This window comes from Streptomyces sp. NBC_01622 (assembly GCF_045209635.1).
Classification (GTDB): domain Bacteria; phylum Actinomycetota; class Actinomycetes; order Streptomycetales; family Streptomycetaceae; genus Streptomyces.
The window spans coordinates 9,495,828-9,518,884 of sequence record NZ_CP109293.1; the positions used below are offsets into that span (position 1 = coordinate 9,495,828).

Consider the following 23,057-nt stretch of genomic DNA (forward strand, 5'->3'; position numbering starts at 1 on the left):
CCGTGGTGAAGCAGGGGGGCCACAGGCGCTAGCGTGGTGGCTCCATGAAACTGCTGCACACCTCCGACTGGCACCTGGGCCGGGCGTTCCACCGAGTGAACATGCTCGGGGCCCAGGCCGACTTCGTGAGCCACCTCGTCGCCACCGTCCGCGAGCGCGCGGTGGACGCCGTGGTCGTGTCGGGAGACGTGTACGACCGCGCCGTACCGCCGCTGGCCGCCGTCGAGCTCTTCGACGACACCCTGCACCGGCTCGCCGACCTGGGCGTGCCCACGGTGATGATCTCCGGGAACCACGACTCGGCCCGCCGCCTCGGCGTCGGCGCGGGACTGATCGACCGCGCGGGCATCCATCTGCGCACCGAGCCGTCGGCCTGCGGGACGCCTGTGGTGATTCCGGACGCGTTCGGCGACGTGGCCTTCTACGGGCTGCCGTATCTCGAACCCGCCCTGGTGAAGGCCGAGTTCGGGGTGGAGAAGGCCGGGCACGAGGCGGTGCTGGCCGCCGCCATGGAGCGCGTCCGCGCCGACCTCGCCGGCCGCCCGCCCGGCACCCGTTCCGTGGTCCTCGCCCATGCCTTCGTCACCGGCGGCGAGGCCAGCGACAGCGAGCGGGACATCACCGTCGGCGGGGTCGCCGCCGTACCGGCCGGTGTCTTCGACGGCGTCGACTACGTGGCGCTCGGGCATCTGCACGGCTCCCAGACCATCACCGGACGCGTGCGCTACTCGGGCTCACCGCTGCCGTACTCCTTCTCCGAGGCCGACCACCGCAAGAGCATGTGGCTCGTCGACCTGGACGCCGACGGGACCGTCGGCGCCGAGCGCGTCGACTGCCCGGTTCCGCGCGAACTGGCCCGGATCCGGGGCGCGTTGGAGGACCTGCTCGACGATCCGGAGCTCGCGCGGCACGAGGAGGCGTGGGTCGAGGCGACGCTCACCGACCCGGTGCGCCCGGCCGACCCCATGGCCCGGCTCACCGAGCGCTTCCCGCACACCCTCAGCCTGGTCTTCGACCCCGAGCGGTCCCCGGACGACCCCGACGTGTCGTACGCGAGGCGCCTCGCGGGCCGCACCGACCAGGAGATCGCCGACGACTTCGTGGCCCATGTGCGCGGCGCCGGACCCGACGACGACGAACAGACCGTGCTCCAGGAGGCGTTCGACGCGGTGCGCGCGGACGCGGTGGTGCGGGAGGTGTCGCCGTGAGCGCGCGGCTCTCGGTCGGAGAGGGTGTGCGATGAGGCTGCACCGGCTCGACATCACCGCCTTCGGGCCCTTCGGCGGGTCCCAGACCGTCGACTTCGACGAACTGTCCTCCGCGGGCCTCTTCCTCCTGCACGGACCGACCGGCGCAGGCAAGACCTCCGTCCTGGACGCCGTGTGCTACGCGCTCTACGGCTCGGTGCCCGGCGTCCGCCAGAGCGGCCAGGGGCTCACCCTGCGCAGCGACCACGCGGCGCCCGCCACCCGCACCGAGGTCCGGCTCGAACTGACCGTCGCCGGACGGCGGTTGGAACTCACCCGGCAGCCGCCCTGGGAGCGCCCCAAGAAGCGCGGCACCGGCAGCACACTGGACAAAGCACAGAGCTGGCTGCGCGAGTACGACGCGACGGCCGGCGACTGGAAGGACCTCAGCCGCTCGCACCAGGAGATCGGCGAGGAGATCACCCAGCTGCTCGGGATGAGCCGGGAGCAGTTCTGCCAGGTCGTGCTGCTGCCCCAGGGGGAGTTCGCGCGGTTCCTGCGCTCCGATGCCGAGGCGCGCGGCAAGCTGCTCGGCCGGCTCTTCGACACCCACCGCTTCGCCGAGGTCGAGAAGCGGCTCGCCGAGCGCCGGCGCGCCACCGAGGCCCAAGTCCGCCAGGGCGACGCCGAGTTGCTGGCCGACGCGCACCGCATGCAGCAGGCCGCCGGAAACGCAATGGAGCTGCCGGACCTCGCACCGGGCGAACCCGGCCTCGCCGCCGAGGTGTTGGGCGCGGCGGCCGTCGCCCGCAGCACCGCGCGCGAACAGCTGACCATCGCGCACAGCCGCCTCACCGCCGCCGAGTCCGCCCGGGCCGCCGCCGACCGGAACCTGGCCGACGTACGCGAACTGGCGCGCCTGCAGCAGCGGTTCGCGCAGGCGCGGGAGCGGGCCGCGCTCCTGGAGGAACGCGCCGACGGCTATCGGCAGGCGCAGGCGCGGATGGAGCGGGCGCGCAAGGCGGAGGCGGTGGCGCCGGCGCTGGAGCTGCGGGAGGCCGCCGAGGGCGAGCACCGGGACGCCGCCCGGGCCGAGGCACGCGCGCGTGACCTGCTGCCGGAGACCTTCGCGGGTGCCGGAGCGGCCGGGCTCGCCGCCGCCGCCCGCCGGGCCGCCGAGGAGCTCGGCGGCCTGGAGTCGGCCCGCCGCGCCGAACAGCGCCTGACCGAACTCGGCGTGGAGCGCGCCGAGTTGGACCGGCAGGAGCGCGCCGACGAGGACGTACGGCAGGAGGCCGAGGCCTGGCTCGCCGGGTGGGACACGAACCGCGCGGAGCTGCGGACCCGGATCGAGTCGGCCCAGGAGGCCGCCAACCGGGCCGAACAGCTCGCCGTCCGCCGCGAGCCCGCCGAGCGGCGGCTCCGGGCGGCCCGGCAGCGGGACCAGTTCGCCAGTGACACGGAGGACGCCCAGCGGCAGGTGCTCGCCCGCGCCGAACGCGCCGTGGAGGCCCGCGCCCACTGGCTCGACCTCAAGGAGCAGCGGCTGAACGGCATCGCCGCCGAACTCGCCGCCCACCTCACCGACGGCGAACCCTGCGCGGTCTGCGGCGCCTCCGAACACCCCGCCCCCGCACGCAAGTCCGCGGAACACGTCGACCGCGCGGCCGAGGAGCAGGCCCTCACCGCCCACCAGCGCGCCGAGGAACAGCGCACCGAGGCCGAGCGCCGCCTCGGCGTCGTACGGGAAGCGCTCGCCGCAGCCACGGCGGAGGCGGGGGACGCGCCGACCGATCAACTGGCCGGCGAAGTGGCGGAGTTGGAGCGGCTGTACGAGCAGGCGCGCCGGGACGCGTCCTGGCTGCACCCCGCGACCGAGGAGCTGCGGCGGGCCGAGCAGGAGCACGACCGGCGGACCGGCATCCAGCAGCAGGCCGCCCTCAGAGCCGCCTCCCGTACGGCCCTCCGCGACACCCTGGACCGCGAACGCGCCTTGTTGGAGGAGGAGTTGGCGCAGACGCGGGGCACCGCCGACAGCGTGGCAGTGCGCGCCGCCCAGCTGGAGCGGCGGGCCGCGCTGCTCACCGACGCCGCCGACACCGCACGGGTCGCCGAGGACACCGCGCAGAGGCTGAAGGACGCCGACGCACGGCTCGCCGATGCCGCCTTCCGCGCCGGGTTCGAGACCCCGCAGGCGGCTGCCGACGCCCTCCTCGACGACAGTGCCCATCGCGAACTCCAACGGCGCCTGGACGCCTGGCAGTCGGAGGAGGCCGCCGTACGGTCGGTGCTGGCGGAGACCGACACGGCCGCAGCCGCCCAGCAGCCGCCCGCCGACCCGGACGCGGCGGAGCTCGCCGCGAGCGCGGCCGAGCGGCGGACCCGGGACGCGGCCTCCGCGCGCGACGCGGCGGCCCGGCGCTGCACCGAACTCGACCGGCTCTCCGCCCGGTCGGCGGCCGGAGCACGTCAACTGGCGCCGCTGCGCGAGGAGTACGACCGGGTGGCCCGCCTCGCCGCCCTCGCCGCGGGCACCTCGGCGGACAACGAACGCCGGATGCGGCTGGAGTCGTACGTCCTCGCCGCCCGCCTGGAACAGGTCGCCGCCGCCGCGACCGTACGGCTGCAGCGCATGTCGTCCGGCCGCTACACCCTCGTCCACTCCGACGACCGGGCCGGGCGCGGCCGCAGCGGACTCGGACTGCATGTCGTCGACGCGTGGACCGGGCGGGAGCGGGACACGGCGACGCTGTCCGGCGGCGAGACGTTCTTCGCCTCGCTCGCCCTCGCGCTCGGCCTCGCGGACGTGGTCACCGACGAGGCCGGCGGGGTCCGGCTCGACACCCTCTTCATCGACGAGGGCTTCGGCAGCCTCGACGAGCAGACCCTCGACGAGGTCCTCGACGTCCTCGACTCACTGCGCGAACGGGACCGCAGCGTGGGCATCGTCAGCCATGTCGCCGACCTGCGGCGGCGCATCCACACGCAGCTGGAGGTCGTGAAGGGGCGGGCGGGGTCGGCCGTACGCCAGCGGGGTCAGTGAGATCAGTGACCCAGCGGGCGGCGGGGGAGCGGTGAGGAGTAGACGACGCTGGTGGTCACCGAGCCCAGCGCGCCGATCCGTCCCGAGACCTCCTCCAGGTGGCGCATCGAGCGGGCCGCGACCTTGATCATGAAGCAGTCGTCGCCTGTGATGTGATGCGCCTCCAGGATCTCCGGCGTCACCGCGACCAGATCGTGGAACGGCTTGTAGTTGCCGTTCGGATAGCGCAGCCGCACGAACGCCAGGATCGGCAGGCCGAGCCGCTCCGGGTCCACGACCGCCGTGTACCCCTGGATCACCCCCGCCTCCTCCAGCCGCCGCACCCGCTCGGTGACCGCGCTCGCGGACATGGACACGGCACGGGCCAGCTCGGCGAAACCGGCCCGGCCCTCCCGCTGGAGGACGTCGAGGATGCGCCAGTCGGTGGCGTCCGGGGAATACGCGGTCATTCCTGAGAAATAGCAGGGGAATCCCCGGCAGATCAAGGGGGACGCCGGGAATCGTCACTTCAGGGGGCAGGCCGCCGACCGTAGATTTCCGGGTGTCAGGACACCTCGGTGAAAGGCCGGTCATCCATGAGCAGCACCACCCCCGCGGCAGCCGCCGCCCACTTCCACGCGAGCCTCGCCTTCCACACCGACGTCTCCGACGTGGCCGCCGCGCTGGCCTCCCGCGACCCTGCTTTCGTCCTCGTGGACTCACGCTCCACCGAGTCCTGGGACCAGGGGCACATCCCCGGAGCGGTCCACCTCCCCACCGCGCTCATCCCCGAACAGGCCGGGCGACTCCTCGACAGGTCCGTGCCGGTGGTGACGTACTGCTGGGGCCCCGGCTGCAACGGCGCCACCCGAGCGGCCCTCGCCCTCGCCGAACTCGGTCACCAGGTACGGGAGATGCTCGGCGGCTTCGAGTACTGGGTGCGCGAGGGCTTCGAGTTCGAGACCTGGGAGGGGCGGGAACGGCGCCCGGCCGACCCGCTGACGGCGCCGGTCGGCGCGGACGACTGCGGCTGCTGAAGCCGGCGCCGACCGCGAACGAGCCGTACCCGCAGGCGAGTTGGCGGCGCGCGCGGCAGCTCGAACCACGAACATGTGGGCTCGCTGTGCGTTAGGTTCTGCCCATGGCGCGATATGCGGAGCCGGACACGGCGGTGCAGTGGGTGGAATCGGGCGGCGGCCCGCTCATAGCGGTACCGGAGACGGTGCTGCCGTTCTGGACGGGAGCCGACGGCGACGAACTGGCCTCGGACTACGACCGGGCGTGCGAGGTCGGCGGGTGTGTCGGCCTGCTGCCGGTGGGGGACAGCGCGGCCCTGGTCCTGGGGGACGAACCCGCCTCGACGTCCTTCCTGCCGGAGCACGGCACGTTCGTACGGTGGTGTGCCGCGGACTCCGAGGACGAGGTGCTGGCCGGCGTACCCGCCGCGCTCGCCGGCGCGACCTGGGAGAACGAGGTGCGGTGGGACGTACCCGGACCGCTGGTGCTGTTCGACTCGGCGTGGCCCGGGCGGGACTCCGAGGGCACCGAGCATCTGAAGGTCGACCTGGAACCGGGACGCTACGCCGTCCGCGCGGGCCGCGCCCAGCCGGGCCCGGAGACCTGGCTCGGCCTCGTCCAACTGCGACGACTTCCCAACTGACCGGGGGCTGAAGGGACTTCGGCCCCTGGTGCCGGATGCCTCCGGTGCCGAATGCGGAGGGCGGGCCGGATCCCGAACTCCCGGACCCGGCCGCCGATACCGCACCCGGCGTCAGAGCTGCGACAACTCGTCCACCAGGTCGTCCAGACCCAGCGAACCCTGCGACAGCGCGGCCATGTGCCAGGCCTTCAGGTCGAAGTCCTCGCCGTGCCGCTGCCGCGCGTTCTCCCGGCCCAACAGCCAGGCCCGCTGGCCGAGTTTGTAGCCGATGGCCTGACCCGGGATCGTGAGATAGCGGGTCAGCTCGCTCTCCACGAAGTCGGCGGGACGGCTGCTGTGCGCCCCGAAGAACTCCTGCGCCAGCTCGGGCGTCCACCGTTCACCGGGGTGGAACGGCGAGTCCGCCGGGATCTCCAGCTCCAGATGCATGCCGATGTCGACGATGATCCGGGTGGCCCGCATCATCTGCCCGTCCAGAAAGCCGAGTCGCTCCTCCGCGTCGGTCAAGTAACCCAGCTCGTCCATCAGTTGCTCCGCGTACAACGCCCAGCCCTCGGCGTTGGCGCTGACCATGCCGACGGACGCCTGGTAGCGGGACAGGTCCTCGGCGACATGCGCCCACTGGGCGAGCTGGAGGTGATGGCCGGGCACCCCCTCGTGGTACCAGGTCGAGACGAGGTCGTAGACCGGGAACCGGGTCTGTCCCATGGTCGGCAGCCAGGTGCGGCCCGGCCGCGAGAAGTCCTGCGAAGGGGACGTGTAGTACGGCGCCGCCGCACTGCCCGCGGGCGCGATCCGCGACTCCACCCGCCGTACCCGCTCGGCGAGTTCGAAGTGGGTGCCGTCCAGTTCCTCGATCGCCCGGTCCATCACGCCCTGGAGCCAGTCACGGACCTCGTCGACACCCTCGATGTGCCGCCCGTGCTCGTCGAGGTGGGCGAGCGCCACCCAAGGGGTCTCGGCGCCGGGCAGGATCTTCTCGGCCTCCCGCTTCATCTCCGCGAGCAGCCGGTGGTACTCGGACCAGCCGTACGCGTAGGCCTCGTCGAGGTTCAGCTCCGTACCGTTGTAGTAGCGCGCCCAGCGCGCGTACCGCTCACGGCCCACCGTGTTCGGCGCGCCGTCGATCGTCGGCGCGTACACGTCCCGCAGCCAGTCCCGCAGCTCCACCAGGGCCGCGGTCGCCCCGCGGGCGGCCTCGTCCAGCTCGGCGCGCAGGGACTCGGGTCCCGCCGAGGCGAAGTCCTCGTACCAGCCGCGCCCTTCCCCATCCGGGTCCGACCACTCGGTGAGCTGGCCGATGAACGTGGCTGTCGGGCGCGGGCCCGCGAACAGCTTGCGGTCCAGGCCCAGTTGGAGGGACTCGCGGTAGCCGGCCAGCGCGCTGGGCACCGCGCGCAGCCGCTCGGCGATCGCCGCCCAGTCCTCTTCGGTCTGCGCCGGAGTCACCGTGAACACATCACGCACCGAGTGCGCGGGGGTGTGCAGGTTGCCCACCTCGCGCAGACCTTCGCCGGTGTCGTGCACGCCGAGTGCGGCGGTCAGCCGCTCGCGCAGCAGGCGCGCGCACCGGCGCTCGACACCACTGTCCGCCCCGGGTCGGCGCTCTGCCTCGTCGAGCTTCGCGAGGGTCGCCCGCTGAAGCTCCGCGAGTCGTTCCTGACCTGCGGGGGAGAGATCGGGCAGCCTGCTCGAACTCTCCTTCACGCCGAGATACGTACCGATGACCGGGTTGAGGGCGATGAGATCGTCGACGTAGGCGTCGGCGACCTGCCGGGGCAGCGGAGTATTGGTCTGCGACATGGGGACCATCCTCATACCTGGGACTTCTCCCCGTCACCCCGATTCAGCTACGGGCGTGGCAAGGGGCAGCAAGGGCCCGCAGTCCCACTGCTGGAAGATCAACCGGGTCTCCACGCGCGCCACTTCCCGCTGTGACGTGAACTCGTCCAGGACCAGCCGCTGCAGGTCCGCCATGTCCGCGACGGCCACATGGACGAGATAGTCGTCGGGCCCGGTCAGATGGAACACGCTCCGCGACTCCGGCAACGCCCGCACCCGCTCCACGAACGGCCCCACCAGCTCCCGCCGGTGCGGCCTGACCTGCACCGACAGCAGCGCCTCCAGACCGCGCCCCAACTTCGCCGGATCGAGCCGCAGTTGATGCCCGAGGATCACACCGGCCCGGCGCAACCGCGCCACCCGGTCCAGACACGTCGACGGCGCGACCCCGACCTGCGCCGCGAGCTCGCGATACGTCGCCCGGGCGTCGTTCTGCAACAACCGCAGCAGATGAAGATCCACCGGATCGAGTACGACACTTTCGCTCATCGGTCGAACGTAACACGGAGGTTCGGCACGCAAACCCGGTGGATGTTCACTCTTCTCCCCATGGACCCAACGAGCCTGTACCCCTCTCCGGCCCGGCGCGCACTGGACACCGAAGCCGTGCACGCCGGCCGCGACGACCTCGCCCGGCAGGGCCTGCACGCCCCGCCCATCGACCTGTCGACCACCTACCCGTCGTACGACAGCCGTGGCGAGGCCGCCCGCATCGACGCCTTCGCCACCACCGGCGCCGAACCCGACGGCCCGCCCGTCTACGGCCGCCTCGGCAACCCGACCGTCGCCCGCTTCGAAACCGCCCTCGCCCGCCTCGAAGGCACCGACAGCGCGGTCGCCTTCGCCAGCGGCATGGCGGCCCTGACCGCGGTCCTGCTGGCGCGCGCCTCGACGGGGCTGCGCCATGTCGTGGCGGTACGACCCCTCTACGGCTGCAGCGACCACCTGCTCACCGCCGGGCTGCTCGGCTCCGAGGTGACCTGGACCGACCCGGCCGGCATCGCCGACGCGCTGCGCCCCGACACCGGGCTGGTAGTCGTCGAGTCACCGGCCAACCCGACCCTCGCCGAACTCGACCTGCGCGCCGTCGCCCACTCCTGCGGCTCGGTGCCCCTCCTCGCGGACAACACCTTCGCCACCCCCGTCCTGCAACGCCCCGCCGAACACGGCGCACGCCTCGTCCTGCACAGTGCCACCAAGTACCTCGGCGGGCACGGCGATGTGATGGCGGGCGTGGTGGCCTGCGACGAGGAGTTCGCCGGGCGACTGCGCCAGATCCGCTTCGCGACCGGCGGCGTACTTCATCCGCTGGCCGGCTATCTGCTGCTGCGCGGCCTCGCGACCCTGCCGATCCGGGTACGGGCCGCTTCCGCCACCGCCGCCGAACTCGCCCGCCGCCTCTCCGCCGACCCGCGCGTGGCCCACGTCCACTACCCGCGTATCGGCGGCGCGATGATCGCCTTCGAGACCTACGGCGACCCCCACGAGGTCATTGGCCGCGTCCGCCTTGTCACCCCGGCGGTGAGCCTCGGCAGCGTGGACAGCCTGATCCAACATCCGGCGTCGATCAGCCATCGGGTGGTGGAGGAGGCGGACCGGCGGGGCGCCGGGGTGAGCGACCGTCTGCTTCGGTTGTCGGTGGGCCTGGAGGACGTCGAGGACCTGTGGGCGGACCTGGACGGCGCGCTGGCGCCATCCAGGGGCGCGGGGCTGTATTCATATGCGGCTCCGCCGAGGGGTGCGACCAGCCACAACGCACCCGCACCCGCCAACGAAACCGCAACCCCTACGGCGCTTCGGCCCTTCCGAACTCCGTGACCTCGGCAGCTCCCACCGCCGTACCCAACCGAGCCGTGACCACCAACGTCCCCTCCTCGATCTGATAGTCGAGCGGCAGCTCAAGCCCCCGCATCGCCGCCACCATCCCCGTGTTGGACGCCTGCGTCACGGCATACACGCTCTCGCACCCGGCCTCGACGGCCATCCCGACCAGCCGCCCCAGCAACTCGCTCCCGATCCCCCGCCGTTGCCAGTCGTCCTCGACAAGCAGCGCGACCTCCGTCTCGTCCCCGTCCCACAGCAGGTGCCCGAGTCCGACGATCCGTCCCGACGCTGTCTGCACGGCGAGTGTCCGGCCGAAGCGCGGGGAGAGCAGGTGGTTGAGATAGCGGTCGGCGTCACCGATCGGCCCGTGATACCGCATGCCGAGCGTGCGCGCGGAGCAGCGCTCGTGCATCTCCCGCGCCGCGTCCAGGTCGCCGGTGTCCGCGCGCCGCACGGTGATCGCGTTGCCCTCGGGCAGCGTCAGCACGTCCTGGCTGCGCGGGATGCGCGGACCGAGCCGGGCGTCCAACTCCACCAGCGCCCGCGCCCGGGCGAACTCGGTGGGAGTGAACGGCAGATACGGCCGCTCCACGGTGATCACTCCGCCTTCCGGCGCCCGCAGCCGCATCACCGTGTCCTCCAACGCCCCGTCCGTCGGCACCGACTCCGGCTCGCGTCCCTTGCCCGAAGTGGCCGCGGGCAGCGAACGAATGGTGCAGCGGCCCAGCAACTGCCGCAGCGCCAGCGGCAGTTCCGCCGCGTCCAGGGCCGTGCGGGTGGCCAGGCCCAGGACCCGGGTCGGCGCGTCCACCAGATCGTGGGCGTCGGCCCGCTCGATCCAGGTGCTCGAACCGCCGGCCGCCGCCACCACCCGGGTGATCTCGGACGCCGCGATCTCGCCCGGCGCCCGCAGCAGGAACTCGTCCACCGTGCCCTCGGCCAGCGGATGCGTCTGCAGGCTCAGGATGTCGACCTGCCGTCCGGCCAGCGCCGTGCACAGCGCGGCCAGCGATCCGGGCGCGTCCCGCACCGTGGTCCGCATGCGCCACAGCGTGGCCGGCTCGGCGACGCCGTCGGGCGCCACGGACGACTTCTGGGACTCCGACTCGGACTCGTGCGGGGACTCCGATTCGGAGGGCCCGGCCTGCCGCACCAGCGCGGCCGACCGGGCACCGGTATCGCCCGCAGGAGGCGCATGACCGTGGCGGCGTGACCACCATGTGTGGAACCCCGCCGTGGCGATCAGCGCCAGCGCGGAGATCGCCAGCAGCGCCGGGCCCCCGGGCCCGTGCCCCACCAGATTCGCCACGACGTCCGCCACCGCGACCGCCGTGAACAGCGCCGCCAGCTCCACCAGGTCGCGCCGCCAGTGGTGCACCGGACGCCCGTGCCTGGCACGCGTCACATCAGACATGTCTCGACTCATGCAACCACTGTGAAGGAAGGGTGTTGCGTGATCACGAACGCTCTGTGACCGACCGGTAAAAGCGTGGTTCTGTACCTTTTGCAGTTCTTTTTACGAGTGTGCTGCCCTGAAGGTCAGCCCCGGCGTCCTACGTCATGCGGCCACCCCGGTCACCAGCGCGCTGCGCAGCCGACGTGCCTGCGTGACCAGTCGGGACGAGCCGGTCCGGTCCGCCGTCTGCGCCAGATGCGGCAGCTCGCCCCGCGCCCCGGACCGCTCCGCGCACTCGGCGGCCACGGCGAGCAGATCCCCGAGACCCCGCGCCGGCGCGGGCTTGATGTCCCCGTCGAGATCGGCGAGCAGCGCGGTCAGGGTGTGCCGGAGGATCCCCCATATGCTCGTGTTCGCCCCGGTGGCGGCCCCCGTCCGCATCGACTCGGCGAGCCGCGAGGGCTTCACCGCACCGCTCCGCACCAACTGCCCGAGATCCGTGCCCAGCCGGTCCCCGTCCAGCTGTCCCCGTGCCGCGAGCACCAGCAACGCGTCCACCGCGGCGAGCCGGTCCCCGGGGTGCCGGGCGCCGAGCCCGTACGCCAGACACAGGTGCGTCGCCTCACCGGCCGCGCCGTCGGACTCGGCGAGCGACGGGAGGACGGTGGCCGCGCCCCGGGTGTCGTCCACGGCCGCGGCGGACACCTCCCGCACCAGCCGCACCGCCACCAGCTCGCGCAGCTCGGGAAGTATCGCGAGCCAGTGCTGCTGCATGTCCCGGTTCCAGTGGTAGCAGTACCAGCGCTCGCCGTAGACCGTCGTTGGCTGCCCCAGCTCCCGGAACCCCGCCGGGAAGTCGGCCTGCAGCGACACGAGTTCACCGAATTCGAGCTGGACGCGGGCCCCGGCGGACCGTCGTCGGCTCGTGGGCAGCACGGGTTCCCCGGACGACAGCCATCGGGCGAGCCGGCCTCCCTCCGCCGTACCGAGCGCCGCCGCGCGCTCGGCTGCCGCCGCTGCCGCCGCCCGGTCCCCGCGGCGCACCCGCAGCAGCGCCTGCGCGAAGTCCGCCGTCGAGACCCGCGCGCCCAGGCGCCGATAGGTGTCGAGTCTGGCCACCAGCTCGTCCGGCTCCAGCAGGCCGGTGCTCCAGCTGGGGGTCGACAGCAGGAACGGCAGCGGCTCCGCGCGGATGCGGTACGCCACCTCCCAGATGCGCGCGTCGAAGGCTCCGGACAGCGGGCTGTGTCCGCACACCGGGGACCGGGAGCCGCCGTGCTGGACGGCGTCGTGGAGTGTGGCGGTGTGCACGCTGTCCCGGAGGGTGGCCAGCAGGAGGTCGAGACTCTCTGCCGCGCTGTTGAGTCCGTTGTGTTTCCTGCTGAAGTGGTTGTCCGCACGGACGCTCACTGGATCGGGGCTGTCCCACCAGCGGCGCGCGAACACCGGGCCCAATGCCTCCACCAGGGCGTCCCGGTCCTGGTAGGTGTGACGGACGAGTCCGTCCAACGCGCGCTCGAACGCCGTCACATCGCCGTCGGACGCCAGCAACGCCCCCACTTCCTCGGCGAGTTCGACCGCCGACACGGGTACCGGCGCGAGGCGGGTCGGCACCGGGGGCGGCGGAAGCACCTCCTCGTGGACTACCGCCGCCGCTGTCGCTGGTGCCGCTCCCAGCGTCTCCACCGCGCGGGCGCGCAGGGCGGGGATCAACTGGTCGGCCGCCGCGGCGAGTTCGGCCCGTACCTCGGGGGAGTCGACCTTCTTGAGGTGCCGCTCGACCAGTTTCAGCGCCCGCTCCTGCACCTCGGTGTCCGCGTGCCCGAAGGCGAACGCGAGGGCGGGCAGCACCTCGGCGGCGGCAGACGCGTCCCGAGCCAGCACCTTTCCCAGCAGCACGAGCTGTGCCCGGACGAGCTTCTTCTCGGACCTGAACAGCACCGCGTCGGACATCTCCGCCAGTCGGCGCGGCGTCAACTCCCCGTCCAGAGCGAGGGAGCCGAGCACCCCCTGGGCGTGCGAGGCCACGGTGGGCACCGCGTCCGAGGCCAGGGCCAGCCAGTCGGCGATGTGCGCCCGCTCCTCCTCGCGGGTGAGGGCGAGCCCCTTCAACACGCGAAGGAACGCCCGCTGATCGAGAGTCGAACCGCCCCGCAGCAGCCGGGTCACACAGGCGTCCGCCGTCCGCTTCCGGTCCAGGGCGCCCTCGACGGTGAGCCGGGCGATCGCGTCGACCCAGCCGTCCACGTTCTCCCTCGAGGACCACTCCATGGGGCCGGCGACCTCGTTCGTCTCGAAGAGCGCGGCCGTCAGCTCCGCCAGGTGAGGATCCCTGCGCAGCCGCTCGAACAGGGTGTCCCCGAGCTGCCACAGCTGACCGGTGTGCGACACCCAGGCCTGTACATAGGTCTCCGTCGTCGGCACCGGACAACCGGAGAGCCGGACCAGACCCGCCATCAGCTCGTACGACACACCGGCGGAGGCCGGACGCCCGGCAAGGCGGTGCGTCACATCGGCCAGCCAGGAGGCATCGCGGTCGCCCAGGATGTGGATCAGCAGCGCCGCCGACGACTGCGACCAGCGCATGTCGCTGCCGGCGATCCAGCTCACCGCGGCAGCTGCCCCCGTCTCACAGGCGGCACCGGCCGCGTGCAGCGTGGGATAGGCATGGCGGGACGGATGACCCCACGGCGCCGTGCGCAGCTCCTTGCGGAGGTCCTTCAACTCCGGCAGGAACGCCCGGCGTTCGGGATCCGTCAGCCCGTCGAGCAACCCCACCACCTCGGCGGTCCGCCCCGCCCGCACCGCTTCCATCAGCGCACTCATCGCACACCCCCGTCGACCCGAACCATGTTCCGCTCCACCGGGGCACCCCGCCGCACCATCCGCACCGCCAGCGCGTGCTTGCACGGCCCGCGCCCGCCCCGGTACTTCGCCCACCACACACAGCTGCAACTCAGCACCCCCGCCTCGTCCCGCACCCGGTGCACATGACCGTCCTCGGCCGTCACCGTGCCGATCGCGCCCTCCAGACGCACCGCGCCCGCGGCCACCAGCGCGCGGGCCGAGCGCAGCCGCGGATTGTGACGCTCCACCCGCTGGGCGTCGTACGGCAGTTCACGGTGGAAGTAGGCCGCCTCCGCCGTGTCGTATCCGACGCGCCCGGAAGTGCCCAGCCGGATTAGCGCGGCGCGGACCCGCAGGGGGGTGAGCCCCGAGGCGGCGGCCAGGTCGGCGACGTCGATGCGGGGCTCCCAGGCCAGCAGCACGGCGATCAACTCGGCGTCCGCACCGGCCTCGTCGGTCGCGAGCGCGTCCAGGACGCCTCCCTCGCCGGAGAAGCCGCGCGACGCGTCCGGCGACAGCGTGAGGGTCAGCCGCATCCCCGGCAGGACGGCCTCCCACGCACCGGCCGTGGCGTCGGCGCCGACGACCGAGGGGCCGTAGATCCGCAGGGCCGTCGCGTGGCGCAGGACCCGCTGGAGGGCGATCAGCCGCTCCGGGCCGGGCAGGCACACCGCGCCCGGGACGGGGCGGGTGGTGGGGCGCAGGCCGCGGCCCGCCGGTACGACCCAGCGGGGGCCGCTCGTGGTGCCGCGCGCGCCGGCCTTCGGGAGCGAGCGCAGGAAGCGGACCGCCTCCGCCGCGGGCAGCTCGGCCCGCAGGTCGAAGCCGGCCGCTATGACCTGCGCCTCCGCGAAGCCACGCAGCCAGCGGTCCGGCAGCGGCACCTTCTTCTCCAGCACCGGGCCGTCCAGTGTCGTCACGGCCAACTCCTCGGGGCCGACCCGGAGATGGAGCGGATCGTCCGAGCCGATCCGTGACAGGGCCTCGCGCAGGGGGTTGTTGACGTCGACGTTCGTCGTGCCGTGTCCCACCTCGCCGCCGTCGAGACCGGGGCCGAGGACGTCCAGTCGCGCGTACACCCCGCCGCAGCCGGAGAAGGACTCGAAGCGCAGCCGGTCACCGCCCGCCGTCACCACCGGGTCCAGGGAGGCGGCCAGTTGGCGCTGGTAGTACCGCGCACCCGCCACGTCGGCCACCGCCAGCAGCGCCGCCGAGGCGACCTGAGGCGAGGTCAGGAAGCCCGCGAAGAAGCGAGGATGGTCGGTGACACCCGAAGGAGTCGCCCCCTGTGAGGTCTCCAGCCCGAGGCGTCGTCCACTCTCCGACGACTCCAGCGCGGAGGGTCGGCGATAGGTCACGGCCTGCAAAGATCGCGTCATGGAAAAACCGTAAAGGCCACCACTGACAATCGGCCTGACCTGCGAAAACGCGGTCCGTGCGCGGATGTTGGCGCGCCGCGAAGCGCACCGCGCACCGGGGGATGACGCCGGTGCGCGGCACAGGTTCGAGGGTAGTGGAGTTACTGACCGACCCGTCCCGGCTGAAGGGTCTGCGTGAACAGCACGGTGCCGTCCGACTCCCGCAGACGCACCGTCAGTTCCCCGCTGTGGCCGTCGATGTCGACCTCGCCGAAGAACTGGTAGCCCTCGGCCGGCGACACGTTCGCCACGGTCGGCGCCTTCACGAACACCCGCTCCGGACCGAAGGTGTTGTCGAGGTCGTTGGCCGGGAAGGCGCCCGCGTTCAGCGGACCGGAGACGAACTCCCAGAACGGCTCGAAGTCGGTGAACGCGGCCCGCGAGGGCTGGTAGTGCTGGGCGGAGGTGTGGTGCACGTCGGCCGTCAGCCACACGGTGCCGGTGATCCGCCTGTGCTTGACGTACCGCAGCAGTTCGGCGATCTGCAGCTCACGCCCCAGCGGCGCGCCCGGGTCGCCCTGCGCGACCGCCTCGATGTTCGCCTTGCCCTCGGTGGCGTCGGGCACGACCAGGCCGAGCGGCATGTCGGCGGCGATCACCTTCCACACCGCGCGCGACCGCGACAACTCCCGCTTGAGCCACTCCAGTTGCTCACGGCCCAGGATGCCCTGCGGGTCCACGGTCTGCTTGTCGGGCGAGTTGGCGTTGCGGTAGGTCCGCATGTCCAGGACGAACACGTCGAGCAGCGGACCGTGCCGCATCACGCGCTGGACCCGGCCCTCCTTCGCGCCCGGCCGCAGCGTCGAGATCGGGAAGTACTCGCTGAACGCCCGCCGGGCACGTACCGCCAGGGCGTCGACGCTCTTCTCCGTGTAGCGGGTGTCGGTGGCGGCGATCACCTCGCCCGGGTACCAGTTGTTGCGGACCTCGTGGTCGTCCCACTGGATGATCGACGGCACCTGGGCGTTGAACCGTTTGAGGTTCTCGTCCAGCAGGTTGTAGCGGAAGTTGCCGCGGAACTCGGCCAGGGTCTCGGCGACCTTGGACTTCTCCTCCGTGGTGACGTTCCGGTACAGGCTGCCGTCGGGCAGGGCCTGCGTCGCCGTGATCGGACCGTCGGCGTAGATGTTGTCGCCGCTGCACACGAAGAAGTCCGGATCCAGCTTGGCCATGGCGTCGTAGATGCGGTAGCCGCCCAGGTCCGGGTTGATGCCCCAGCCCTGGCCCGCCAGGTCTCCGGACCAGAGGAAGCGCACACCGCGCCGCCCGGTCGGCACCGTACGGAATGTGCCGGCGACCGGTTCGCCGGTGCGGCGCGGGTCGTCGGGGTCGGCGAGCAGGACCCGGTAGTGGATCTGCTGCCCCGAGGGCAGCCCGCGCAGCCGGGTGGTGCCGGTGAAGTCGGTGTCCGGGCCGAGCAGCGGACCGTGCCACCGGTGCGGATTGCGGAACGACTCGGTGGCCGAAGTCTCAACGATCATCCGGGCCGGGCGGTCCGAACGCACCCACACCAGACCGGAGTCGGAGGTCACGTCCCCCGCCTGCACACCCCAGCCCGCCTTCGGACGTCCGGACAGGGCGAAGGCCGGCGCGGCGCCGAGGGCGGCGGGCACGGTCAGGGCCGCCGACGCGGCCAGGGTGCCGCGCAGGACGCTGCGGCGAGCGGGGAACGGACGTTGCGACATGGGTTGCGCCTCCACGGACGGGATGCGGTCAGGGTGCACCGCCACAACTACTGGTGCGCCGCAGCGCGTACGGAAACCACGGGTGAACAACGGAACGCGTGACATCAGAGGCCGTCCGGGTGCAGGGCGCCGGCCATCAGACGTACACCCGCGCGGATCCGACCGGGAGACAGATGCGCGTACCCCAGGACGAGCCGTACGACGGCGTCGTCCGCACGCGGGTGTGCGTGTGCGTAGGCGGTGAGCGGGCGCACCGCGACACCGGCGGAGGCCGCCCGTTGCAGGAAGTCGTCCTGGGGGCCGTACTTCTCCGGGAGTTCGGCGATGACGTGCAGTCCCGCGGCGATCCCGGTGACCTCCGCTCCGGGAAAGTGTTCCTCCAGGGCGGCGACCAGGGTGTCACGCCGCTGCCGGTAGGCGCGCTGGCAGCGGCGCAACTGGCGGTCGTAGTCGCCGCGCTCCAGGAAGCGTGCGAACAGCGCCTGGTCGAGGGTCGGGTGGCCGAGATCCATGGTCCGCTTGCGCTCTACGACCTCGACGGCCAGCGACTCGGGCACCAGCAGCCAGCCGAGCCGCAGCCCCGGGGCGAGCGATTTGCTGACCGAGCCCGCGTAGGCGACATGCTCCGGGTCGAGGCCCTGGAGTGCGCCCACGGGGGCCCGGTCGTAGCGGAAGTCGCCGTCGTAGTCGTCCTCGAAGACCAGGCCGTCCACCGACCGCGCCCAGTCGAGGAGTTGGGTCCGCCGTCGCGCGGAGTAGGCGATGCCGGTCGGGAACTGATGGGCGGGCGTCGCCACCACCGCCCGCACGCCGGACGTCCGTAGTGGCCCGATGGCCAGGCCTTCGCCGTCCAGGGGCAGCGGTACGGTGCCGACGCCCGCCGAGGCGTACAGGGCGTCGTGCTGCGGGCTGCCCGGATCCTCGACGCCGACGGTGCGCATCCCGCGCGCGTGGAGCACGAATCCGAGCAGCGCCGTAGCCTGCGCCACTCCGGAGACCACGATCAACCGCTCCGGATCGGCGACCGCACCCCGGCGGCGCGCCAGCAGTTCCGCGAGAGCCGTACGCAACCGGGGCAGCCCGCGTGGATCGGGATAGCCGAGCAGGTCGTGCGGCGATTCCGCCAGCACACCGCGCTGCGCGGCGGCCCAGGCTGCGCGCGGGAACAGCGACAGGTCGGGCGTCCCGGGCACGAAGTCGACCCGGGCGCCGGGGGAGCGCGGTGCGAGATCACGCGCGCGTGGCCGCGCCGCCCGCACGGCACCGCCCACCCAGGTACCCGCACCCCGGCCGCTGCGCAGATACCCCTCCGCCGTCAACTGCTCGTACGCCTCCGTGACCAGCCCCCGCGACACCCCGAGGTCGGCCGCCAGGTCCCGGCTCGACGGCAGCCGCGTGCCCGGCGCCAGCCGCCCCGAGCGCACCGCCTCGCGCAACGCGGCCTGAAGCGAACGGCCACGCGTGCGTGCCGGTGCCGAGACGGCGGGCAGCAGCAGCTCCCACGCGGCGGAACCCGTCAGACCCTCCGGATCGGTCGGCCCCTCCGGATTGGTCCGCGATGACGTCATGGAAGTGGACCTTAAACCGGACCGCCACGCTCCCTAGCGTCGCGGCCATGACCTCAACCGCCGCCCGCGGCGCCCCACTCGCCGCCTTCGCCTGCGTCCTCGTCGGCGCGTCCTTCACCGCCAACAGCGTTCTCGGCCACTACCCGTACGCGGGCGGCCAGTTCCTGCGCTACGGCCTCGCCTGTCTGCTGCTGCTTCCATTCACCGGCAAGGACGCGACATACCGGCTGCGCGCACTCACGCCACGCCAATGGGTCCGACTCGCACTGCTCGCGGCCATCGGCATGGTCGGCTTCAACCTGGCCGTCATCGCCGCCGAACACGGCGCCGAACCGGCCGTCCCGGGCGTCTTCGTGGGCTGCGCCCCCGTGGTCGTCGCGACCCTCGTCCCGCTTCTGGAGGGACGTCGTCCCCGCAGGATCGTGCTCTACGGGGCGTCGCTCGTCGCCGTCGGCGCGTTCACCGTCCAGGGGTGGGGCCGTACGGACGCCGCCGGAATCGCCTTCTCCGGGTGCGCACTTGCGGGAGAGGTGGGCTTCGCGGTGCTCGCGGTGCCCGTGCTGCGACCCCTGGGGCCGCGGTTGTTGTCGGCCACCGTGTGCGGTGTGGCCGCGATCGAGGCGGCGACGGCCGGGCTGCTCCTCGACGGGACCGGTTGGCTGCGGCGCCCCGATGCCACCGAGGCCGCCGCGCTGCTGTGGCAGGCGGCGGTCGTCACGGTCGTCGGCTTCGTGTGCTGGTACATGGGCCTGCAGCGGATCGGCGCGGAGCGCGCCACGCTCTTCTCCGGCCTCATCCCGGTCGCGGCGGCCGGAACCGCGCCGCTCGTCGGAACGGGCTCCTACGGGGTCGCCCAGGCCGTCGGCAGCGCCCTCGTCGGCGCCGGAGTGGCCCTGGGAGCAGGTGCGTCGACGCGGTTCCCACGCCTGTCAGCGGCTGCCGTCGAGGATGACGCGCGCGACCAGCGCCGGGTCGTCGCTCATCGGGCAGTGCCCGCAGCCGGGCAGCCGCACGAGCCGCGCACGCGGGATCAAGTGCTTGGCCCGGACGCCCTGGCGGCGCAGCAGCAGCCGGTCCTGGGTGCCCCAGGCCACGGTGACCGGCAGGCCGGGGAGGTCGTCGGTGAACTGGACGTCAGTGCCGGCCCGGAGCGTGTCGTCGAACCCGGGGGCGTTGACCAGCGCGAGCGTCTCGGCGACCACGGCCTCGGGTGAGCGGCGGCCGGGGCGGGCGTAGATGGTGCTCGTCAGGGCGGTGCGGCCGGCCGCCGTGCGCGACAGGCGCTCGACCATCGGGAGCGGCATCCGGCGGGCGATCTGCCGCATGGTGAGCAGCACCCCGAAGGCGTAGCGGCGTTCGGCCTGGGACCAGAACCCGGCCGGGGAGAGCGCGGTGACGGACCGTACGACCTTCTCGCGGCCCAGCTCCAGGGCCAGCAGACCACCGAGGGAGTTGCCCGCGATGTGCGGACGGTCGAGTCCCAGCGCCTCGCAGAACGCGCTGAAGACGGCGGCCGTCGTGGACAGGTCGTACGCCAGCCCCTCCGGCAGCGCGGGGGAGGCGCCGAACCCGGGGAGGTCCACGGCGATCACGTCCCGCTCGGTCGCCAGGATGTCCACCACCGGGTCCCAGGCCTGCCGGTGATGACCGATGCCGTGCAACAGGAGCAGGGGTTCGCCGCTGCCCACGCGCGCGTAGGACAGCGTCACGGTCCGCGGGCCGTGCGGAGAGGGGACCGGGAAGGAGACGGTGGCGGACATGGGGATGCTCCTCGTCTGGACTCGCTGACAGACGCCGTACAGGCCGTGTAGACAGCTTGTCAGCAAAAGCTACCGACTGGTAGCCCCCATGGTGGAAGACCTCGCCGACCTCAACGCGCGCTGCGCACCTCAAGGTTGAACTCGGCGTGCCCGAGGCTCCGGAACAGGCTCACCCACAGGGGCAGCACCATCTCCACGGCGCGCGCCGACTCGATGCCGCCCAGGTCCAGCACCCGGTGCGCGGGCCAGCCGAACTCCCCGAGCAGGGCCGTCACCCGCGCCTTCGCCTCCGTGTCCTGGCCGCACACGAACACCTGGTGCTCGCCCGGCACGAGTGAAGGGTCCACCATCACCTGGCAGTTCACGGTGTTGAGGGACTTCACCACGCGCGCGTGCGGGAAGGCGCGCTGGATCTGCTCACCCACACTGTCCGACTCCACCGGCGACAGCCTGAGCCGGCCGTCCTCGAACGCCAGGGGATTGGAGACATCGAGGACGACCTTGCCGTCGAGATGCTCCGCCCCGGCCGCCTCCAGCGCCGCGAGCGCCACCCGGCCGCCCACCGCGTTCACGATCACCTCGCCCGTCGCGGCGGCCTCCGCGAACGTACCGGCAGCCGCTCCGGCACCGGCGCTCTCGGCCCACTTCAGAGCGGCCGGATTGTCCTTCGTGCGCGAGCCCAGGGTCACCTGGTGCCCCAGCTCGACCAGCTTGCCGCCCAGGGCCCGGCCGACCTCGCCCGTACCCAATACTGCGTACCGCATCGCCACCTCCGGAAGGGGCCGCCGGACGCCGTCGGCCCATGGCCAATTCTGCTCCAGGACACACGGTTTTCTCCTGGACAGGGCCGCGCGCGTCGCATGGGATGGGAGGGTGACCACCGACACGCCGACCGACGTCTTCGAAGACCACCGCCCCGTCCTCATGGGGGTCGCCTACCGCATGCTCGGGCGTGTGGCCGACGCCGAGGACGTGGTCCAGGAAGCCTGGCTGCGCTGGTCCGGAGCCGACCACCGCGCGGTCCGCGAACCGCGCGCCTACCTGGTGCGCGTCACTACCCGCCTCGCGATCGACCGACTGCGCCAGATCAAGGCGCGCGGCGAGACCTACGTCGGCCCCTGGCTGCCCGAGCCGTACGTCACCGACTTCGGGGACACCGTCCCGGACGCCGCGGAACGGGCGGTCCTCGCCGACTCCGTGTCCCTCGCCGTACTCGTCGTCCTGGAGTCGCTGTCGCCGCTGGAGCGCGCCGTGTTCGTCCTCAGGGAGGCGTTCGGCTACCCGTACGCCGACATCGCGGCCATGCTGGACCGCGGTGAGCCCGCGGTGCGCCAACTCGCCGGACGGGCCCGCAAACACGTCGACGAAGGGCGCCCGCGCTACGAGGTCGACCCGGCCCAACGCCGCGATCTGACCGAGCGGTTCCTCGCCGCGGCGGCGGAGGGCGACCTGGAGGGCCTGATGGAGCTGCTCGCGCCGGACGTCCGACTCGTGGGCGACAGCGGCGGCAAGGCGAAGGCGCCGCTGCGCATCCTGGAGACTGCGGACAATGTGGGCCGCTTCCTGATCGCCGTCGCGGGCAAGGGCATCCCGGAGATCTCGTTCCGCTTCCTTGAGCTGAACGGCGGACCCGCGGTGCTGGTTCTTTCGGGCGACAAGCCCGACAGCGTCTTCCAGGTGGACGTATCCGCCGGACGAATCCGATCCGTGTATATCGTCCGCAACCCCGACAAGCTCCGGTCGCTGGCTTCCGCTTAGTCGAGCCACCGACAGGGCCCCCGTTTCGCGACGGGGGCTTTGCCGTCGTGTCACGAAACGTGCCCTTTACGAACGCCCCGTGAACGCTCTATGGCAACCGCTCTCTGTGTTGCCTGCGGGATCGAGGATTGGTCTTGACCAAGGGTGTGGGCCGTCCTATGGTCACTGATAAGTGAAACAACCTTTAATAAACAAGGGCGCTAAAACGCGGCCGGACCACGGCGATTGCGGAGGACAGGGTGGGGACCACGCAGTTGGAATCGGTGCCGGAGCCGAAGTACTGGCATCTCAAGACAGTGCTGAGTGAGGCACTGGACTCCGAGTTCTCCGTGGGCGAGATCCTGCCCAACGAGCGAGACCTGGCCGCCCGCTTCGGCGTCGCCCGGGCCACACTCCGGCAGGCTCTGGAACAACTCGAACTGGAAGGCCGGCTCCAGCGCCGGCGCGGTGTCGGTACGACCGTCGCGCCGCCGCGCGTGGGTGTCGCCGTCGGCACCGAACAGCACGCCTGGCCGGGCGCCGCGGAGGACGCCTGGCAGTCCGTCGGCTGCGTCCTGGCGGCACCGCCGGCGGCCGTGGCCGACGTCCTGGAGACCGGTTCCGAGGAACCGGTGCACACCGTACGGCGCTCCCGGGTGAGCCACGGCCAGCCCGTCGCCGCCGAGCTGCTCTACATCCCGGAGTCGTCGGTGCCCGACCTCTCGGCGATAGACACTCCGTCCGCGACGGCACGCGCGCGTGCGGTGCTGCGCGAGCTGCAGCGCCTCGAACTGGAGGGCCAGGACCGCGCCGTCGAGCTGGGCTCGGCCCGCGCGGACGACGCCAAGGAGCTGGACCGCCTCCCCGGGGCACCGGTGCTCGTCGTCACGACCCGCTTCTTCGCCGAGGGCCGCACCGCCGCGGTCTCCGTCGCGACCTACCGCGCGGACACCTGCCGCCTGACCTTCGCCGACTCCGGCGGCGTGGAAATCCACCACGGCCCGGAACGCCAGGCCTCCTGACGACAGTCACAGCTCACCCGTCGCGCCCCGGAACTCCACCGGGGCGCTAGGCGTTTTCTCTCAACGCCGGGGACGGCAGCGCCCCTTCA

General features: G+C 72.5%; 17 protein-coding genes and 1 pseudogene. 8 read left to right on the forward strand and 10 right to left on the reverse strand.

Annotated elements, in window-relative coordinates; translation table 11 throughout:
* Window positions 1-44: 44 nt before the first annotated feature.
* Together OH768_RS44000 and OH768_RS44005 are read left to right on the forward strand one after the other, a co-directional pair.
* Entirely contained in the window at window positions 45-1,208 is a 1,164-nt protein-coding gene (locus OH768_RS44000; RefSeq protein ID WP_406462247.1) for an exonuclease SbcCD subunit D, read from the forward strand.
* Window positions 1,209-1,239: 31 nt separating this feature from the next.
* A complete protein-coding gene (locus tag OH768_RS44005) occupies window positions 1,240-4,230 on the forward strand; it encodes an AAA family ATPase (protein WP_406462249.1) in 2,991 nt (996 codons plus the stop codon).
* A gap of 2 nt (window positions 4,231-4,232) precedes the next feature.
* Here OH768_RS44005 and OH768_RS44010 read toward each other — a convergent pair whose 3' ends face one another.
* Entirely contained in the window at window positions 4,233-4,679 is a 447-nt protein-coding gene (locus tag OH768_RS44010) for an Lrp/AsnC family transcriptional regulator (protein WP_406462251.1), read from the reverse strand.
* Between the two features lie 126 nt (window positions 4,680-4,805).
* Between OH768_RS44010 and OH768_RS44015 the strand changes: the two genes are divergently transcribed.
* Both OH768_RS44015 and OH768_RS44020 read left to right on the forward strand, forming a co-directional pair.
* On the forward strand, window positions 4,806-5,246 hold the full coding sequence (locus tag OH768_RS44015; protein WP_406462252.1) for a rhodanese-like domain-containing protein: 441 nt from the start codon (window positions 4,806-4,808) through the stop codon (window positions 5,244-5,246).
* Between the two features lie 104 nt (window positions 5,247-5,350).
* The gene (locus OH768_RS44020; protein ID WP_406462254.1) at window positions 5,351-5,869 is read left to right on the forward strand and encodes an immunity 21 family protein; all 519 of its coding nucleotides are present in this window, start codon (window positions 5,351-5,353) and stop codon (window positions 5,867-5,869) included.
* Between the two features lie 111 nt (window positions 5,870-5,980).
* On the opposite strand, the gene OH768_RS44025 is transcribed toward OH768_RS44020, so the two are convergent.
* Both OH768_RS44025 and OH768_RS44030 read right to left on the reverse strand, forming a co-directional pair.
* Window positions 5,981-7,672 (reverse strand): DUF885 domain-containing protein, encoded by a 1,692-nt coding sequence (locus OH768_RS44025; RefSeq protein ID WP_406462256.1) that lies wholly within the window; start codon window positions 7,670-7,672, stop codon window positions 5,981-5,983.
* 33 nt (window positions 7,673-7,705) lie between these two features.
* The gene (locus tag OH768_RS44030) at window positions 7,706-8,200 is read right to left on the reverse strand and encodes an Lrp/AsnC family transcriptional regulator (RefSeq protein ID WP_359610470.1); all 495 of its coding nucleotides are present in this window, start codon (window positions 8,198-8,200) and stop codon (window positions 7,706-7,708) included.
* Between the two features lie 42 nt (window positions 8,201-8,242).
* On the opposite strand from OH768_RS44030, the gene OH768_RS44035 reads away from it, so the two are divergent.
* Complete coding sequence (locus OH768_RS44035) at window positions 8,243-9,529, forward strand: trans-sulfuration enzyme family protein (RefSeq protein WP_406462257.1); 1,287 nt, start codon at window positions 8,243-8,245, stop codon at window positions 9,527-9,529.
* On the opposite strand, the gene OH768_RS44040 is transcribed toward OH768_RS44035, so the two are convergent.
* From OH768_RS44040 to OH768_RS44060, 5 genes are all read right to left on the reverse strand, one after another.
* Window positions 9,498-10,949: a GNAT family N-acetyltransferase gene (locus OH768_RS44040; protein WP_406462258.1), complete on the reverse strand. Its 1,452-nt coding sequence runs from the start codon at window positions 10,947-10,949 to the stop codon at window positions 9,498-9,500. The two genes, OH768_RS44035 and OH768_RS44040, sit on opposite strands and share 32 nt — an antisense overlap.
* 144 nt (window positions 10,950-11,093) lie before the next feature.
* Entirely contained in the window at window positions 11,094-13,757 is a 2,664-nt protein-coding gene (locus tag OH768_RS44045; RefSeq protein WP_406462260.1) for a DUF6493 family protein, read from the reverse strand.
* Entirely contained in the window at window positions 13,754-15,157 is a 1,404-nt protein-coding gene (locus OH768_RS44050) for an SWIM zinc finger family protein (protein WP_406462262.1), read from the reverse strand. The genes OH768_RS44045 and OH768_RS44050 overlap by 4 nt, the downstream gene beginning before the upstream one ends.
* Window positions 15,158-15,297: 140 nt before the next feature.
* Window positions 15,298-16,881 carry an alkaline phosphatase D family protein gene (locus OH768_RS44055; RefSeq protein ID WP_406462264.1) on the reverse strand — a complete coding sequence of 528 codons (1,584 nt, stop codon included), beginning with the start codon at window positions 16,879-16,881 and terminating at the stop codon, window positions 15,298-15,300.
* Window positions 16,882-16,985: 104 nt separating this feature from the next.
* Complete coding sequence (locus tag OH768_RS44060; protein WP_406462265.1) at window positions 16,986-18,449, reverse strand: PLP-dependent aminotransferase family protein; 1,464 nt, start codon at window positions 18,447-18,449, stop codon at window positions 16,986-16,988.
* A gap of 47 nt (window positions 18,450-18,496) precedes the next feature.
* Between OH768_RS44060 and OH768_RS44065 the strand changes: the two are divergent.
* Window positions 18,497-19,333 (forward strand): annotated as a pseudogene (locus OH768_RS44065) (DMT family transporter); the annotation flags it as partial.
* Window positions 19,334-19,378: 45 nt separating this feature from the next.
* Here OH768_RS44065 and OH768_RS44070 read toward each other — a convergent pair.
* Both OH768_RS44070 and OH768_RS44075 read right to left on the reverse strand, forming a co-directional pair.
* Window positions 19,379-20,209 (reverse strand): alpha/beta fold hydrolase, encoded by an 831-nt coding sequence (locus OH768_RS44070; protein WP_406462267.1) that lies wholly within the window; start codon window positions 20,207-20,209, stop codon window positions 19,379-19,381.
* A gap of 110 nt (window positions 20,210-20,319) precedes the next feature.
* Entirely contained in the window at window positions 20,320-20,973 is a 654-nt protein-coding gene (locus tag OH768_RS44075; protein ID WP_406462269.1) for an NADPH-dependent F420 reductase, read from the reverse strand.
* A 109-nt stretch (window positions 20,974-21,082) separates the two neighbouring features.
* Here OH768_RS44075 and OH768_RS44080 point away from each other — a divergent pair, with 109 nt between their 5' ends.
* Entirely contained in the window at window positions 21,083-21,967 is an 885-nt protein-coding gene (locus tag OH768_RS44080; RefSeq protein ID WP_406462271.1) for an RNA polymerase sigma-70 factor, read from the forward strand.
* 239 nt (window positions 21,968-22,206) lie between these two features.
* Complete coding sequence (locus OH768_RS44085; RefSeq protein WP_406462272.1) at window positions 22,207-22,968, forward strand: GntR family transcriptional regulator; 762 nt, start codon at window positions 22,207-22,209, stop codon at window positions 22,966-22,968.
* Window positions 22,969-23,057 lie beyond the last annotated feature (89 nt).

Excerpts from the sequence above, each read along its gene's own strand:
- OH768_RS44030 (WP_359610470.1), bottom strand. The coding sequence starts at position 8,200 with ATGAGCGAAAGTGTCGTACTCGATCCGGTGGATCTTCATCTGCTGCGG.
- OH768_RS44075 (WP_406462269.1), bottom strand. The coding sequence starts at position 20,973 with ATGCGGTACGCAGTATTGGGTACGGGCGAGGTCGGCCGGGCCCTGGGC.
- OH768_RS44010 (WP_406462251.1), bottom strand. The coding sequence starts at position 4,679 with ATGACCGCGTATTCCCCGGACGCCACCGACTGGCGCATCCTCGACGTC.
- OH768_RS44025 (WP_406462256.1), bottom strand. The coding sequence starts at position 7,672 with ATGTCGCAGACCAATACTCCGCTGCCCCGGCAGGTCGCCGACGCCTAC.
- OH768_RS44005 (WP_406462249.1), top strand. The coding sequence starts at position 1,240 with ATGAGGCTGCACCGGCTCGACATCACCGCCTTCGGGCCCTTCGGCGGG.
- OH768_RS44020 (WP_406462254.1), top strand. The coding sequence starts at position 5,351 with ATGGCGCGATATGCGGAGCCGGACACGGCGGTGCAGTGGGTGGAATCG.
- OH768_RS44055 (WP_406462264.1), bottom strand. The coding sequence starts at position 16,881 with ATGTCGCAACGTCCGTTCCCCGCTCGCCGCAGCGTCCTGCGCGGCACC.
- OH768_RS44000 (WP_406462247.1), top strand. The coding sequence starts at position 45 with ATGAAACTGCTGCACACCTCCGACTGGCACCTGGGCCGGGCGTTCCAC.
- OH768_RS44070 (WP_406462267.1), bottom strand. The coding sequence starts at position 20,209 with ATGTCCGCCACCGTCTCCTTCCCGGTCCCCTCTCCGCACGGCCCGCGG.
- OH768_RS44015 (WP_406462252.1), top strand. The coding sequence starts at position 4,806 with ATGAGCAGCACCACCCCCGCGGCAGCCGCCGCCCACTTCCACGCGAGC.
- OH768_RS44035 (WP_406462257.1), top strand. The coding sequence starts at position 8,243 with ATGTTCACTCTTCTCCCCATGGACCCAACGAGCCTGTACCCCTCTCCG.
- OH768_RS44045 (WP_406462260.1), bottom strand. The coding sequence starts at position 13,757 with ATGAGTGCGCTGATGGAAGCGGTGCGGGCGGGGCGGACCGCCGAGGTG.
- OH768_RS44050 (WP_406462262.1), bottom strand. The coding sequence starts at position 15,157 with ATGACGCGATCTTTGCAGGCCGTGACCTATCGCCGACCCTCCGCGCTG.
- OH768_RS44040 (WP_406462258.1), bottom strand. The coding sequence starts at position 10,949 with ATGTCTGATGTGACGCGTGCCAGGCACGGGCGTCCGGTGCACCACTGG.
- OH768_RS44060 (WP_406462265.1), bottom strand. The coding sequence starts at position 18,449 with ATGACGTCATCGCGGACCAATCCGGAGGGGCCGACCGATCCGGAGGGT.